General features: G+C 45.6%; 13 protein-coding genes and 1 pseudogene. 11 read left to right on the plus strand and 3 right to left on the minus strand.

Annotated features, from left to right (window positions below):
- Positions 1 to 132, plus strand: a pseudogene (locus H6F93_RS15120) (IS1 family transposase); the annotation flags it as partial.
- A gap of 48 nt (positions 133 to 180) precedes the next feature.
- Here the strand turns inward: H6F93_RS15120 and H6F93_RS15125 are convergent.
- Complete coding sequence (locus tag H6F93_RS15125; RefSeq protein WP_190682153.1) at positions 181 to 2,415, minus strand: FHA domain-containing protein; 2,235 nt, start codon at positions 2,413 to 2,415, stop codon at positions 181 to 183.
- A gap of 29 nt (positions 2,416 to 2,444) precedes the next feature.
- Entirely contained in the window at positions 2,445 to 4,688 is a 2,244-nt protein-coding gene (locus H6F93_RS15130) for a WD40 repeat domain-containing serine/threonine-protein kinase (RefSeq protein WP_190682156.1), read from the minus strand.
- A 266-nt stretch (positions 4,689 to 4,954) separates the two neighbouring features.
- Here H6F93_RS15130 and H6F93_RS15135 point away from each other — a divergent pair, with 266 nt between their 5' ends.
- The 7 genes from H6F93_RS15135 to H6F93_RS15165 all read left to right on the plus strand — a co-directional run bounded on the left by H6F93_RS15135 (position 4,955) and on the right by H6F93_RS15165 (position 10,911).
- Entirely contained in the window at positions 4,955 to 5,242 is a 288-nt protein-coding gene (locus H6F93_RS15135; RefSeq protein WP_190682159.1) for a hypothetical protein, read from the plus strand.
- Positions 5,243 to 5,281: 39 nt separating this feature from the next.
- Positions 5,282 to 6,169, plus strand: coding sequence for a coiled-coil domain-containing protein (locus H6F93_RS15140; protein ID WP_190682162.1), 888 nt, complete (start codon positions 5,282 to 5,284; stop codon positions 6,167 to 6,169).
- A 159-nt stretch (positions 6,170 to 6,328) separates the two neighbouring features.
- Positions 6,329 to 7,312: a hypothetical protein gene (locus H6F93_RS15145; protein ID WP_190682165.1), complete on the plus strand. Its 984-nt coding sequence runs from the start codon at positions 6,329 to 6,331 to the stop codon at positions 7,310 to 7,312.
- A gap of 255 nt (positions 7,313 to 7,567) precedes the next feature.
- A complete protein-coding gene (locus H6F93_RS15150; RefSeq protein ID WP_190682168.1) occupies positions 7,568 to 8,164 on the plus strand; it encodes a DUF6973 domain-containing protein in 597 nt (198 codons plus the stop codon).
- Between the two features lie 20 nt (positions 8,165 to 8,184).
- A complete protein-coding gene (locus H6F93_RS15155) occupies positions 8,185 to 8,583 on the plus strand; it encodes a hypothetical protein (RefSeq protein WP_190682171.1) in 399 nt (132 codons plus the stop codon).
- 441 nt (positions 8,584 to 9,024) lie between these two features.
- Complete coding sequence (locus H6F93_RS15160) at positions 9,025 to 9,945, plus strand: coiled-coil domain-containing protein (protein WP_190682176.1); 921 nt, start codon at positions 9,025 to 9,027, stop codon at positions 9,943 to 9,945.
- 81 nt (positions 9,946 to 10,026) lie between these two features.
- Positions 10,027 to 10,911 (plus strand): hypothetical protein, encoded by an 885-nt coding sequence (locus tag H6F93_RS15165; protein ID WP_190682179.1) that lies wholly within the window; start codon positions 10,027 to 10,029, stop codon positions 10,909 to 10,911.
- A gap of 29 nt (positions 10,912 to 10,940) precedes the next feature.
- Here H6F93_RS15165 and H6F93_RS15170 read toward each other — a convergent pair whose 3' ends face one another.
- Positions 10,941 to 11,165 carry a DDE-type integrase/transposase/recombinase gene (locus H6F93_RS15170; protein ID WP_277882238.1) on the minus strand — a complete coding sequence of 75 codons (225 nt, stop codon included), beginning with the start codon at positions 11,163 to 11,165 and terminating at the stop codon, positions 10,941 to 10,943.
- Between the two features lie 88 nt (positions 11,166 to 11,253).
- Between H6F93_RS15170 and H6F93_RS15175 the strand changes: the two genes are divergently transcribed.
- The 3 genes from H6F93_RS15175 to H6F93_RS15185 all read left to right on the plus strand — a co-directional run bounded on the left by H6F93_RS15175 (position 11,254) and on the right by H6F93_RS15185 (position 14,322).
- Positions 11,254 to 12,186, plus strand: a complete 933-nt coding sequence (locus H6F93_RS15175) for a hypothetical protein (RefSeq protein ID WP_190682182.1) — start codon at positions 11,254 to 11,256, stop codon at positions 12,184 to 12,186.
- Between the two features lie 74 nt (positions 12,187 to 12,260).
- Complete coding sequence (locus H6F93_RS15180) at positions 12,261 to 12,965, plus strand: hypothetical protein (protein ID WP_190682185.1); 705 nt, start codon at positions 12,261 to 12,263, stop codon at positions 12,963 to 12,965.
- A gap of 568 nt (positions 12,966 to 13,533) precedes the next feature.
- Positions 13,534 to 14,322: an ABC transporter permease gene (locus H6F93_RS15185; RefSeq protein ID WP_190645725.1), complete on the plus strand. Its 789-nt coding sequence runs from the start codon at positions 13,534 to 13,536 to the stop codon at positions 14,320 to 14,322.
- Positions 14,323 to 14,506: the final 184 nt, after the last annotated feature.

Here is a 14,506-nt window from a genome sequence, read left to right on the forward strand (position 1 = left end):
CGTCTACGGCATTACCTAGCACGGCTGCACCGTAAAACCTTGTGCTACTCCAAATCCCTTGAGATGTTGAAATGTTCACTCCGTTTGCTGCTTCACTATTTGAAGTATCGAGCTATTCCTCTACCTACTTAACCATTACGGTTTCAGCAACGCCAATCAGTTTAATTTAATTCCTGTTCGCTAAGATTTTACCTCTAGAACCCTCCTCAGCTTTTGTAACTTATCGCGATCGCTTCTTAGCTCCTTCTGCAAAACCTCGTGCTTTAAGATGCGTTGTCTAATTGGAGCTTGATTGCTCTCTGTTTCTGTCGTGATCCGAGTAGTTTGGTGCTTGGCAGCTTGAAGAATTTTTTCTACGCGCTGTTCTTCAACTTCCAGCGCTGTAGTTAGATTTTGCACCAGTCTTTCAACTAGACGATTTTTTGCAAGCGCTTGATAATAGCTACGCAGATTATTTCTAATCTTTTCAGCCTCCTTTTCTCGCTCTAAGTCTCGGTCTTCTCGATAGAGACGAATGAGAGACTTGAACAGAAAATAGAGAATCACAAGTAACACAATAGTTGAGATGTAAGGAGAAGCTTTGAATGCATTGACGATGGGCGCTGAGATGTGTTGCATAATCTGCCTTCTGCCTGCAATGCCCAGCACACTAAAGAAGCTAAACATGAATATGAACTGCATCCACTGTCCTCTAATTTTTTTGAGCATATAAACTACTGGAGAGGCTTCCTGATAGCGGCTCTCGCTTAAAGGCATTGCGAATGCTTCCTCGAAAACAGCTCGGTTGTCAATGCTCTGCTCCGGTTGAAAGAGAGAGCGGTTTAAGTTGACGGAAGGAATTGAGTGGAGCATTTCATAAGCTCTCTGCAGAAGTTCCCTCAAACTACTTTGAGGACATAAACAAAGTATTTCCCACTGTTCATCGGCCCACCAGCTCAGTTCAGAGCGACAAAAATTCATGAGAGCCGTATTGGCATCAATTGTTTTTTCTTCGACGGTTTCTGGTTTTAATGGTTTACGTTTAGCTCTCTTAGATTCAACCACTTCAATCGTAGAAAACCGCAGCTGAATATATTTGCGACCTCGATACTTTACAACATTTGGTTTTAGCTGATCGAGAAATCGGCGAATTTTGCAGGAGATGCTGTTTTCGAGATAATCATCCAATAAATCAACCTTTGACTGTTTCAGCTTATCCTTTGTCTGTTTAAAGAATATTGCTTTGTCATCCTGAATTTTCTTTAGAATTTCGTCAACTTTTTCTTTGATTTGGTGTTGTCCTGGCTCTTTTAATTTTGCTTCATCCCGTTCGGTTTCCCTTGCCAGTTTCCTTTCGTCCAGGTCAATCAACTGTTCAACCAGATGCAATTGAGCCAATACTTGAGCGGTTAGACGTTTGGTCAAAATATCTTCGGGCTTACGTTTGACCAGTGACTCCAATACTTTGAAGAATTTGTCTGATTCATGTTGAGAATTAACACTGAGTTGAGCCGCTGATGCTCCAATGTAAGAATTGCACAGTGGAAAGCAAAAGACATCTAGAGGAGATGTTTGGAGCCAAGCATTCATTCTGGACTGGTGTAATTTAGCAGCTTCGGGCTGGCTAAGCGGATCTGGTAATTCTGCTATGACCAAAAGATTAGTAAATCGAGCGGCGCGAATCTTTTCAAGCAATTGTTGCTCGGCAGCAGCTAGAGGTGGCTGGGGATTTATCACCCAACACAACACATCGCACTCTGTAACTAAAGTATCGAATTGCTGGCTGCTAGAATCCGTGATGGATTGATATTCAAAGAGCAACTCTGGACTAGTTTCAGTAGAGGTTGGAGCGCCTAAGGTGATGCGATCGCCCTCTATCAAAATCTGACAGCCCTGCACCTGCTGTTCGTTAATGTAGGTGCCGTTTCTGCTCAAGTCACAGATTTGCCAACTCGCGCAAGCTGAATTAGAGTTAGCCTCTACACAGGGCTGGATGTTAGCGTGGTATCCAGAAACCGACACGTAGGGGTCAGGAATTAGAATCTGGCATTCAGGGTGTCGTCCAATTGCCAATTTGTCTGTTGCAGAAAGTTGATAGCGCTGTGGCGAGGCATCCGTTTGTAGAATCAGAGCCGCTGTGGGTTCGGATTGAGTCAGCTGCAAGTCATCGGTTAGCGGTGTAACCTTAAACTGATAAGCTGCTGATAGTTCACGGTTCCTCAAAAGGTCATATAGCGCTTTTGCTGAGTTTGGATTGTGGCTCACAATTTGCAGGGTTAATTTCCCCTCTTTGAGGGAAGCAACACTCTTCTCTAATGTTTGAGCGATCGCTTCAAAGTTATTGTGCTGCTGGATTCCAGGCTGTTGGCTTCTGGCAGCAATAAACTGCTGGATTTCCTGAATGCTCTTGACCAATTTCTCAGATTTAACTGACATAACTTCTATTCCATCGATTACTAAATTCGCTACGGAAGTGAGTGAGCCTGAGGCATCCGCCAAAGTTTGATTGTTCTATCCCAGCTTCCACTGGCGATCGTTTGCCCGTCTGGGCTAATCGACACCGAGTGAACTTCACTGGTGTGCCCTCTAAAGGTGTAGAGCGGTTCACCTGTGTATAAATTCCAAAGCCTCACTGTATTATCTGCGCTGCCGCTGACCAGCGTTTGACTATTGGGACTAACCGCAACCGTGTAGACTTCGTCTAAATGTCCGGATAGAGTGTTGATTAACGCTCCACTGTGTAAATTCCAGATCTTGATCGTATTGTCTGCACTGCCGCTAACCAACGTTGCGCCGTTGGGGCTGATGGCAACGGCATGAACTTCTGCTGAGTGCCCCCTAAACTGATTCAGAAGTTCTCCTGTAGGTAAGCTCCACACTTTCACAGTATTGTCTGCGCTACCTCCAACCAGCAACCAGCCATCTGCACTGATATCCATTGAAGTAGTAGGTGCGGTATGCCCTGTGAGATCTTTCACGAGTTCACCCGTTTCCAAGTCCCAAATTTTGATGGTATTGTCTTCGCTGCTACTCACCAAAGTTTGACCATCTGGACTCATGGCGATCGCTGAAATCGTCCAAGTGTGTCCTCTCAAGGTATGCAACAGTTCTCCACTATCCAGATTCCACACTTTAATCGTGTTGCCCATGCTGCTGCTAGCCAGGAGTTTTCCGTTCATACTGGTGGCGATCGCCGGACTTTCCCCTGAGCCCTCTGTTAGAGTTTGAATCGCATGTCCCAATGTGATATCCCAAACCTTGATAGTTTTATCTGTACTGGCGCTTGCGATGTTTCCATCTGCGTTGAAGGCGATCGCTGTAACCATTGAGGAGTGTCCTGTAAGGGTCGTGATTAACTGCTCATCCTGTCGTTCTAACAACTCGGTTGATTGTGTGTTTCGGGAGGAACCCGATCCAGACAGATAGCCCCCAAAAATGGTTGCCCCGATCAGCATCAGCCCTATACCCGTCAACCGGGATATCATTTTAGGCTTGAGCAAAACTTTGAGCTGACGCAATCTTTGATTAAGGCTAGTTTGCTCAGCCTGCCCAGATTCCGAGTTCTGAGTTGGTGTGAGCGATCGCTCCGTCTCCCGCGTCCGTCGATTTGTTCTCAGCGACTCACTAGCAGGAAACAGATCTGGTAGAGGTTGAGAGGAAGCCTCAGGTTGAGTTGGAGCAGGTCTTACTTTAGTAGGTGTGTAGATGGGATTTGCTGCTGGTGGCAATGCTGGAGCAGTGGGAGCAACTTCTGGTACAGAAGGAGCGAGTTGTTGCAGATCTTGTAAGACTTCCGTTGCGGTTTGATAGCGATCTTTCCAGTTGTACCGGGTCATGGTAGTTAATATAGCCACCAGTTCAGGATCCACTTGAGCTTGCTGTGTCCAAAGCACCTCTGCAACATGCAGACTTTCCTCAAAACTGCGGGGATGAAGCCCTGTCAACGCTTGAATGCAAATCATGCCAAGAGCGTAAATGTCGCTGTTCAGGCAAGGTCTGCCTCGAATTTGCTCTATTGGAGTGTACCCTGCACTGTTGATTGCAACCGTTACATCACTTTGTCGAGCTATATTTTCAGAAGATTTCGCAGATGTATTCTGTAGGTGTTTGACGGCACCAAAGTCAATTAGAACTAGCCGTTGGTCCTGTTGGCGACGAATAATATTCTCTGGCTTAATGTCTCGGTGAATGATGCCATGCTCGTGAACGAATGCCAGAATATTTAAGACTTCTTCTAAAAGCTGAATAACTTGAGACTCAGACCAGCGATCGCCCCTTTCCTGAGGTTCCTTGTGCAGTGGTGTAGCTGCTTCAGGGCTAGATCCATGTTCAATCAACAGTTCCTGACTAAGCGGGTGTCCTTTAATGAACTCTTGTACCAGGTAAAACTCTCGGTCTTTCTCAAAATGTGCCAACAGGCGAGGAATCTGGTCATGATGTCCCAGCTTTTCAAGAGTTTCTGCCTCTTTGCTAAATAAGCGCCTGATATCATCTAAGCTATCAAGTTCGGCTGTTGACAGCGGTTTGAGATGTTTGACCACACATTTGGGATGTCCAGGACGGCGAGTGTCTTGAGCAATGTAAGTTTCTCCAAAGCCACCTCTGCCAAGTTTACCAATCACTTGATATCGTCCGTCTAACAGTTGATCTAGGACAACAGGTTGAATTGAAACGGATAGATTTTCGGAAATGTCAACATGGGTAGGCATAAAACATATTCCAGACGCAGTTCTCTATCTAGTTCTCGTTTGGAAAAATTGCGTTTTATGCAAACCATCGATAATTTTCAGGTCAAGAACAGAAATTTAAAGCTTGCTCACTGAGCCACAAATCAAATATGTACTTTTGTAACAAGTTGCAGAATTCTGGCATCTCGGCAACAGAGAAACAAATAGAAGGTTAAGCGATCGCCTTGCAAAGAACTGCTCCAGGAGAAGTCAAGCTACCGAGTTGAAAGTTTTGTAGGAGATGAGTGATGAAGTTTTCTCTGGTTTTGACCGTCGTAACAGTACTATTCTTCCAATTCTTTTGGCTAGCTCCACTGCTAGCAGGAGTTTGGGGGCTCTGGTATAGCTGGCAGATGATATCTAACCCTGACTTTGCCCGCACAGAAGTAGATACCTGGCTGCGTTCTCAAGAAATTGCTCAAGTTCCGACTGTTCATTGGAACAAGCCACGGTTTGTAGATGCGCTTTGGCACATCACACTTGGGCCAATCGGAGTCGTCATGGGAATGTGGTTATTCCTGCAACAGATGGGTTGAAATAAGTCAACGTTTGCAGAAACTTAAAAGGAGACAGCAATGTCAGATATCACCGACTTAATTGATCAGAATATTGAGAAGATGCGAGAGCTTTCGGGTGAAGGCGATCGCGCTCTTGAGGAAGTGAATGGACTAGAGGAGTTAATTGATACTCTGGGCGAGAACTTAACCGCTAAAGAACAAGAAACGCTCTCCAGCTTTGAAACCCTCAATCAACGCTTGGAGACGTTAGAACAACAGTTGACTACTGAGATCCAAACCGCAAAAGATAGCCTCAGTCCCATTCAGGAAACCGCTCAGGGAATTGAAACTCAACTCACCGAATTTGCCGAAATGGTTCGCAGTCAGCTTGACGACCTGCAAAGTAGTGCTGAAGAAATGATGGGGCAAATCGAAGCTAAAGTGACTGAAATTCAGCAAAATTTGGACACCATGACCACTCAGGCAGAAGAATTTGGCTCCGAAGTAGACACACTGGAAAATGAAGCGGTTGCAGAGATTGACGGTATGAAAGAATCTGTCGTATCCGTTCGCAGTGAGTTTACCCAAAGCCAAACTGAACTCACCGATGAATTTACCGCTTTAATGAGTCTAATTGGCGAAAAACTAGAAGCCCTGCAAGCAGATTTTGAGCATCTAATCGAAACTAGCAATACCGAACTGGGTGAGCTAGATGTAGCGCTAGAAACCTCTGCCAGTGATGCCTTCACAACTATTCAAGAAAAGTTCAATGAGATCGGAGAAGGAATCACAACATCAGCTCAAGAGTTGGTAGAAGCAGTCGCAGCCGTTGGAGAAGAAGCCGTAACCGACTGTGAGGAAATGAGCGATCGCTTTGGCGACATCATCGACAAATGTGGTGATGTAGTAGCAATTATCCAAGAAATGATGCCCACTCTCGAAAACGTACAGGAAACACTTGGATAAGCAGAAGGATAAGTTTACCTCGTTTCAATGCTCCGCGTTGAAATGTTTAACAGAGGCTCTGCCTCCTCAAACTGATAGCAGAGTCCCTCAGATGGAATTACCAAGCGGAGCCTAAGAACCCGATCAATTGCTCAATTAACCTTAACGGAGTTACTCATCATGGCTGAAGCTGTTGAACTCAATACTAATGTTGAAGAAACTTCAGATGCGCTAGAACGACTACTCACAACCCTAGAGCAAGCTTGCGGAGACTTTCGAGAACTTGCCACAGAGCTGGAAACTGAAACAGAAGAACTGCGACAAGGGGATGAACTGGACGCTCAGCTAGAAGCGCTGGAGCAAAGTCTATCCGATGCCAATACACAACTGGAAACCGCAGAAACAGAAATTACGACTGCGATAGATGAGTTGGAAGGGGCGATCGCCGACATCTCCACCGAACTCGAAGAGGCAAACGGCACCATTACCGAGATGCAGGGAGAATTTGAACAACTCACGACCACTATTACTGAGTTTGAGACCGAACTGACCGAAGCTCAACAAGCATTAGGCACCTTTGAAGGGACAGTGACTCAGCTTGAAGATGGCTTAACAGAGGCAATTCAAACTATTCAGGAAGCCTTTGAGACCCTGGAGCAAACCATCACCGAAGCTGAGACCCAGGTAGACACTTTCTCTGAGATTGAGACTGGCATAGATGAACTGGTGAGTGAACTACGAGATACCCATCGAGAAGCGATCGAAACTGAATTTGACGAACTCAGCGAGGAGTTAAGGAGCACCCATTCTGAAGCAATCACCACCGCCAGCAATGACTGTGAAACTAGCATCAAAGATCTGTTTGAAACCTTCAGTACTGACGTGAGTGAGATAGTTGAGCAATACGAACAGGACGTTACTGAGACAATTTCAGGACTCACAGATGAGTGCGAAAACACCCACAAAGTAGCAGTTGGCGAGGCAACGGAAGAAGTCACAGGTGGAGCCGTTGAAGAAATCGAAGGTGAAACGGAAGAAACTAGAGGCGAAATGGAAGATACCCTATCCGTCATGAGTGAACTTGATCCTCTCACTCAGGAAATCGTCACCGCCGCAAATGTAATGGTTGCCGCTAACACAATGGTCGAAGAAATTCTGGCTTGATCATGTAACTACTTGCTTCATAAGACTAATTAACATACTAAGGACACCTGAACCATGAGTGCAGTAGACGAACTAATGGCTCGCATCAATACAGCGAAGAGCCAATTGCAAGGGGCTAGCACTGTTCTCAATACAGTGAAGAGCCGATTGCAAGAGGCTAGTACTGTTCTTGAGAATTACCGAGTTCAAGATGATATAAAGACGGTTTGGAGCCCTCTTCTTCATATTAGGAACCCTCTTCCTCCTCTTCTTCCTATGTCTCCTATTCGCATGCCTTTTTTAGGGGAAGTATCCATAACAGAGACAGAAGCAAGAATGCTAGACGAGCTTGGGCAGAGGCAGGGACTGTTGGCTTTGCAAAAAGTTCAAGGGATCAAAGACCAGGCATCTGGCGAAGCAGATAATCAATTTGCATCACCAGGAGACATTCCTGATCATGTCCCCCTTGAGAGTCAAGATAAATGGCTGGGTACTGACGGGCATCGAGATGCTTTTCGTCACGCCTATGCGAATAGTTTGTTGACCAAAGAGTTTGGGGAAGAGTGGACTTCTCAATTTGCTACCGCTCATGAAGCGATACCAGATAATCCCCCTAATCGAGAAGCAATGGATTTGTACAACAACGAGGTTGGACGGCGGATTGCGGTTGAAAATCCTGATGCAAGTGAGGCAGAATTAGCCCAGCTCATTAGACGAGCAGTTGACAATGGGGAACTAGTTGTTCTGGATCAAAATGGAGAGCCTGCCTGGAGCAACGAAGTGCCAGAATGGCAGCATGGTCTAGATAACAGTCCACCAGAGGAAGGTGGACAGCCAGTTCCTGATGGTGATGCTTTAGCAGACGGGTATTAAGGAGTGTTTGAGGAATTCCGATGAAATTCATTCTCGCTGCAATATCACTCGTTCTGGCGACTGCTTTGTTGTTACTTGCTTTAAGTCAGGGATGGGGATCTGTGCTTTATCCCATAAAAGCAATTAAACAGACTGTTTCCATAAGTGGCTTTGACGCTGATTTGTGGAAAGCTCAACACAAAAAGAACAAGCGCGATAACCCTCGTATTGTTATGGTGCCTGCTTTAGAAAGAGAAGTTTTACGAGAAGGAATGTCTCGAGAAATGGTAAGAGAGATTCTTGGCTTGCCTGAGCAAATTCAAGAAAATGTAGATTTGTACGATCTGGGTATCTCTCCTTATGGATTTGATTACGAGCAGTATGCAATTGTGTATGATCGAGAGAACAAATTAGTTGAGTTTTCCATCCGTCGTGGATGAGTTTGAATATTGGCGACAGTTAGTAAGGTGGGCACTGCCCACCTTACAATCAAACTTCTGTCTCAGAGTACGAATATCAAGTTCAGAACGCGATGTTTTGAGCTCAGAGCCAGAACTTTTCCTCTCGAAGGGTAAAGTCTTGCGCTCAGAGCAGTAAATTTCTCCTTCAAAAACTGAAATTTCGGGTTCAGAACAGTAGATCTATCCTTTAGAGCGATGGATTTCTCCTCCAAAGGCTAAAGTTTTGAATTCAGAGTAGAAATTTTTGAGTTTAGAACAGCAGATTTCAGGTTCAGAAGCTCAATGGTTGCGATCGCTACCCAAAATTTCCCTTTCAGAACATCAACTATTGAGTTCAAAACAGCATCGTTCAGGTTTCAAGCTTGAACCTTGAGAATTTCCAAGTTCAGCATTTCTCACAATTTATTAGAGGTAATCACCATGAGTGAAGCAACCAGTTCCTTAGAACAATTGGCAGCGGATTTACCTGAAAAGTTGCGGCTTCTGACTGAAGAAGCAAGTGCAGTTCAAGAGGAAATTAATACATTTGAGGAAAGTTTGAGTGGAATGCAGGAGGAGCTTAGTGGACTGATTGATCAGATTGAAACCAGTTTGGATGAGCTTCAAACAGAAGTAACGGAGCATCAGACAGAATTAACCGAAAGCATCTCTGACTTGGGCAGTGAGTTTGAGAATTTGCAAAGTGAAGTGACGAGCGATCGCACTGAACTCGAAACTGAACTGCAAGAAGCCCAGACCAAACTCACCGAACTGAATACTAGCCTGGAGGAAGGATTATCATCCCTCTCAACTGCGGGTGAAACTGCTCTCAACACCTTAAATGAGGGTCAGGGCATCATTCAGAGTGGACAACAACAGCTTGATCAGGTAGTAGATGCCGTTGAGGAAAGTGTAGATACAGCTCAACAGGCAGTTGAGACAGCAACCACTGCGATCGCTGAAGATATCTCTCAAGCCACCGATGCACTGGAGGAAGCCAACGGAGAAATTGATACCGAAGTGCAGGAAGTAGTAAATGAGTTCTCCAATTTGGATGAGTTAAGCACCGAGTTGACCACTCTGCAAGATAGCACCGTCCAAACTGAAATTGATTCCCTTCTGGAGACAGCCAAAGAATCGATTGATACTTTAGGAACCAACATTGAAGATGCCCTGGAGAAAGTAGTCAGCGCCGTTCAAGAAACGGGTTCAGAATTGTCTGGCACTGAGGGCAATATTTCCACCGAACGAGAAGAGCTGAGCGGTTTAGTCGATCAGCTACGAGAGTTGATTGAACCCCTACGCCAAGGTGTAACCAGCGCTCAAGATGCGGCAGATAAGCTGGGCATTCCCTGGGGATAAAGAACATACAAACTGTCTCTACACAATTCATTGCTTAAACCAATAGCACTGCGTTAATTAATCTAACCAAGGAGAAAACTCATGAGCGACTTACAAACCCTTGCTGGTGAAACCGTTAGCAAACTCTCGACCCTGTCCGATGCTACAGAAGCGACCCAGACCAAACTCACCGATGTTAAAACTGAACTCACGCGAATTCGTCAGGCGGTTGATGATGCTTGGGAGACTCTGAGCGATCGCGCCCAATCTCTGATCGAACAGGTAAATGAGGGTAAGACAGAACTTGCTGCCGAAGTAGAGACTGTCACCCAGGTAATTACTCAATTAAAGCAAACCATTGACACCACTCAAAGTGAGTTAACCCAGGAATTAGAGGCGACTAAGGGAGCGATCGCTGCAATCGACGACAAGCTAGCTGAACTAGATCTGGAAAGTGATATCACTGAAGCTGAAACAGCCTTAAACAGCCTTGGTGAGAAGGAAATTGGCGCTGAAGTTGGAGAGGCGATCGGACTGGCGATCGAAGAACTCAATGGTTTCAGTGGTGAACTCGCTGCCTTTGAATCGGGATTAGAAGCTCAGGTAGATGGACTGGAATCCACTATTACCGATCAGGCTATACCTACCATCGAAGGCGGAGCACAATCCCTCTCCGAACACTTTGACATTGTGGTCGAACACTTCAGCACTTCTATTCAAACCGTTTCAGACAGTATGGAAGAGTCTATTCAAGGGTTAATGGAAGAGGTTAACACCTCACAAGGCGAGTTGTTTACTGAGCTTGAAGGCACTGCTACCAAACTTGACGAGATGATGACCCAGTTGGAAGGGGCAGTTGAAACAGCAAAAACCAGTGTTGTAGATGCCACAGAAGCTCTGGTAGAGGGCATCGACCTCAGCAATCAGAGCTGCCAAAAGGCGGTAGAAGTGCTAACGGAATCCAGGGATGCTTTGGAAGCGATTTAAACCCCCAACAGCAACACCGTTCCCTAGTTTCAAAAAGAGCGATAATTCCAAAGATTGCTTCGATAACTTGGCTTGATATCTGTATAGTCCTGCTCGATCCCGTTATTCAAGTATTTGCTCTGCCGTAATTCGGTCTCCACTGAGATCAGGTCATCCGCTCTCATTGCCTCAATTGCCACCGGGTAAGCAACATTTTTGTCCACCGTGATCACCAGTGGAGATTGAGTATGCTTTGCCTTGAGCCATGTGAACAGAGATAAAGAAGCCCTTTAAGTTGAAGTCAGAGAAAATCAACTTTCTACCCTATCATTTTTGCGACACAGCCTTAAGGAGACTGAAATCATGAGTGCAGATGATTTGATGGCTCGTATTGATGCAGCGAGAGATGGACTCCGAGAAGCTAGAGAGGAGGCACTTGCAACCACTGGCGCTCTCAAAGGAATTTATATGGCAAGAGAACAAATAGGTGGTCTATTTAAACCCCCTCCTTTACCTCCTTTACCACCTTTGGAAGAGAGACTGCGTGGTGGAAGGTCATCTTCTAGAGCCAGTTTTGCGCCTGGCAGGATAAATGAGACAGCTTGGAGAGAACACCTTGAACATAGAGCAAGACGTGAAGGCGGTAGAGTTGTTACTGAACCTTACTGGAAAGATCCTGTTACAGGAAGAAATTTTCTGTTTCCAGGTGGTAAGTCGCGTCGCGTCGATGCCGTGTATGTTCACCCAAATGGTACGGTTGATGTAATAGAACTTAAAAAATCGTCCTTTACAGCTACATCTCCAGGAGCAGAGGCTCAGCGAGCAAAGGATAAATATGCCATGGACCATAGCCTACCAATTGGTAAGAAAAGTGAGGGATTTCTTAGTCACGTTGATAATGTTGTTTATACGAATGGGCTTCCCCTTTTAGAACCAGGAGGCAACACTGCTCTGCCAGGGGCTGGAGAAAGACCAACGCATGTTCACATGGAACCCCAGTCCGGAAAAAGTGTTCTTCGAAGTGTTCTTCGAGGAGGAAGTAGGGCTTTAGGTCCGCTGGGTGCCGCCGTGGATCTCTATTATCTTGGTGATGCGATCGCGGAAGACGGTGGCACGTTTGGAGAAAACACTAAGGCAACCGTAGGTGGAATTGCAGGAGGCTGGGGTGGTGCTGCCGCCGGAGCCGCACTTGGTACTGTGCTCATTCCAGTTCCGGTTGTTGGCACGGTTGTTGGAGGCATTATTGGAGGAATTGGTGGGGGTTTGCTAGGTGAATCTCTAGGTGAGCTTTTATAGGGAGATACTCAAAACCGCCTCATAGGCGATGAGCAGCTTTTAAACTTGAACATTGAGTAATAGGTAGAAAACTCATGAACAGAACCATTGATATGCGCCAATTTGAGCTTGTTCTAGTGGTAGAGAAACACAATCCGATATTGCTGAATCCTGAATTCCTAAAAACCAAAGGAATCATTCCTTTTCATTGGGAGTTGGCTCAGCCACCAACCTATGACGAAGGTGTTGCTTTAACGATCTTCCAAAATGGAGTATATATTGCTCACCGAGGCAACGCGATCGCCTTCTTTGAGGACGTTAGAGAAAAGAACCTCAATGAGTTAGAAGTTCCTGATGTAGTTTACAGGTATGTTGAGAGGCTGCCACAGGAAAACTACCAGGCAGTAGGGCTTAACCTGGAAGGACACACTCTATTTGATAATCAGGACACAGCAAGAAGTTATCTTCAAGGAACGCTTCTAAATGGCGATCGCCCTCACACATCTGACCAAAACCTTGTGCAGATGATCTCAAATTTCATCTACAAACTTAAAGGAGGAGTATTTACTCTAACCGTGCGAAACACAGAGTTAGAGCTTTCGGAAACCGAACACATTCCGGTACTTTTATTTGTTGCTAATTTTCATCGCGATTTGTCTAAAATTCCTGAAGCGGAAAGAGTGCAAACATTATCTGAAATCATCGAGAATTGGGAGGACGACGTAGACACCTATCAAGACATTGTTAACAACAAGTTTCTTGCTCAAAGCAACAGATTGACAGTCTCCGCCTACGGTTAAACAACACTCAAACTTTGGCAGAAGCATAGGATGGGCAAAGAGCGATCGCCATATTCATCAATGGAGAGCTTTGTATCTGGATGCACAAGCGCAGCGCCAGTTTGACTGACTCAATAGCGATCGCTCTTAAGATTTAAGATCCTAGCGTAAGATACAGCTTACGCTAAACAGTTGTGAATTCAATATTCAAGTGTTTGCTGAGAAGTGTTTGCTGAGCTGTTTAAAGCCTAATGCATCAGAGTTTGTATCAATACCAAACAGGAAAATTGAGGTTCAAGCTACATGCAGAACCTGATTAATTTGGGGCGCGATGCCTTTTATCGAAATCCCTGCCGGTACCTTTGATATGCCGAACCAGGTGACACCCACCTATGAGCTCTAGATTTGTCGTCGGGAGAATTGGCTGCCCCGTTCAACGTCGCACGCCGATATGAGCGCGATCGAGAAGGAAGGGCACGCACCGAACCATAACCGAAACCTGATTTAGCTAACTGCAAAGACACTGAAGAGAAAAATTCTTAAATTTTTGGTTAAGTTGACAGTATCTGAATTTTCTACCTTGTTTCCCATGCAAAGTTTTTTTCGTAAAGCCAGTACTCTACTATCCGTCTACTACGCCTACATGGTGGAATATCGGGCAGAACTGTTGTTGTGGATGCTATCTGGGACGCTGCCACTCATTCTTATGGGCGTTTGGGTTGAGGCATCGCGAGAAGGGCAGTTTGGACTGGCACCGCTGGATTTTATTCGTTACTTTCTAGCAGTTTTTCTGATTAGACAATTCACTGTTGTTTGGGTGGTTTGGGAGTTTGAACGAGAGATTGTTGAAGGCAAGCTTTCCTTTCGGCTCTTGCTGCCGCTTGACCCCGGTTGGCACCATTTTGCCTCTCACTTTGCAGAACGGTTTGCTCGGTTGCCCTTTGCTGTGATCCTGGTTGTTCTGTTTTTTACCCTTTATCCACAGGCGATTTGGATACCCAGTTTGTCCAACCTTCTGCTGTTTCTACTGGTCACGTTCATGGCGTTTTGCTTGCGTTTCCTGATGCAATACACTTTCTCCATGCTTGCCTTTTGGACAGAACGCGCCAGTGCAATTGAGCAGTTTTGGTTTCTGTTTTACCTGTTTTTGTCAGGCATGATTGCGCCCCTGGAGATTTTTCCCCCTGTGGTGAGGGCGGTCGTTGAATGGACTCCTTTCCCTTACATGATTTACTTTCCCGCAACGATTTTGGTTGGGTTACCTACAGATGTGGTGCGAGGTTTGCTAATGATGCTGGGCTGGAGTCTAATTTTCTTTGGGTTGAATCGCTGGCTGTGGCATAAGGGATTGAGACAGTATTCAGGGATGGGAGCGTGATACCAAATCCGTCTGTAGAGTAGCGGTAGCGGTAGGGGCGAAGCATTCGGTTACAATCCTTGTAACTGAGGCACAATTCTTTTGCCGAATGCTTCGCCCGTACACCCAATAGTGCTTCTTCACAAAACAAATTCTATATGAGAAGGGATGAAAGACGAGGAATGAGAGTTGCTGGGCGATCGCA

Origin of the sequence: Leptolyngbya sp. FACHB-671, from assembly GCF_014695745.1 — a bacterium.
Taxonomy (GTDB): domain Bacteria; phylum Cyanobacteriota; class Cyanobacteriia; order Elainellales; family Elainellaceae; genus JAAUTN01.

Bases quoted from the DNA above. Each gene is read 5' to 3' on its own strand.
- H6F93_RS15125 (WP_190682153.1), bottom strand. From the start codon at position 2,415: ATGTCAGTTAAATCTGAGAAATTGGTCAAGAGCATTCAGGAAATCCAG.
- H6F93_RS15130 (WP_190682156.1), bottom strand. From the start codon at position 4,688: ATGCCTACCCATGTTGACATTTCCGAAAATCTATCCGTTTCAATTCAA.
- H6F93_RS15135 (WP_190682159.1), top strand. From the start codon at position 4,955: ATGAAGTTTTCTCTGGTTTTGACCGTCGTAACAGTACTATTCTTCCAA.
- H6F93_RS15140 (WP_190682162.1), top strand. From the start codon at position 5,282: ATGTCAGATATCACCGACTTAATTGATCAGAATATTGAGAAGATGCGA.
- H6F93_RS15145 (WP_190682165.1), top strand. From the start codon at position 6,329: ATGGCTGAAGCTGTTGAACTCAATACTAATGTTGAAGAAACTTCAGAT.
- H6F93_RS15150 (WP_190682168.1), top strand. From the start codon at position 7,568: ATGTCTCCTATTCGCATGCCTTTTTTAGGGGAAGTATCCATAACAGAG.
- H6F93_RS15155 (WP_190682171.1), top strand. From the start codon at position 8,185: ATGAAATTCATTCTCGCTGCAATATCACTCGTTCTGGCGACTGCTTTG.
- H6F93_RS15160 (WP_190682176.1), top strand. From the start codon at position 9,025: ATGAGTGAAGCAACCAGTTCCTTAGAACAATTGGCAGCGGATTTACCT.
- H6F93_RS15165 (WP_190682179.1), top strand. From the start codon at position 10,027: ATGAGCGACTTACAAACCCTTGCTGGTGAAACCGTTAGCAAACTCTCG.
- H6F93_RS15175 (WP_190682182.1), top strand. From the start codon at position 11,254: ATGAGTGCAGATGATTTGATGGCTCGTATTGATGCAGCGAGAGATGGA.
- H6F93_RS15180 (WP_190682185.1), top strand. From the start codon at position 12,261: ATGAACAGAACCATTGATATGCGCCAATTTGAGCTTGTTCTAGTGGTA.
- H6F93_RS15185 (WP_190645725.1), top strand. From the start codon at position 13,534: ATGCAAAGTTTTTTTCGTAAAGCCAGTACTCTACTATCCGTCTACTAC.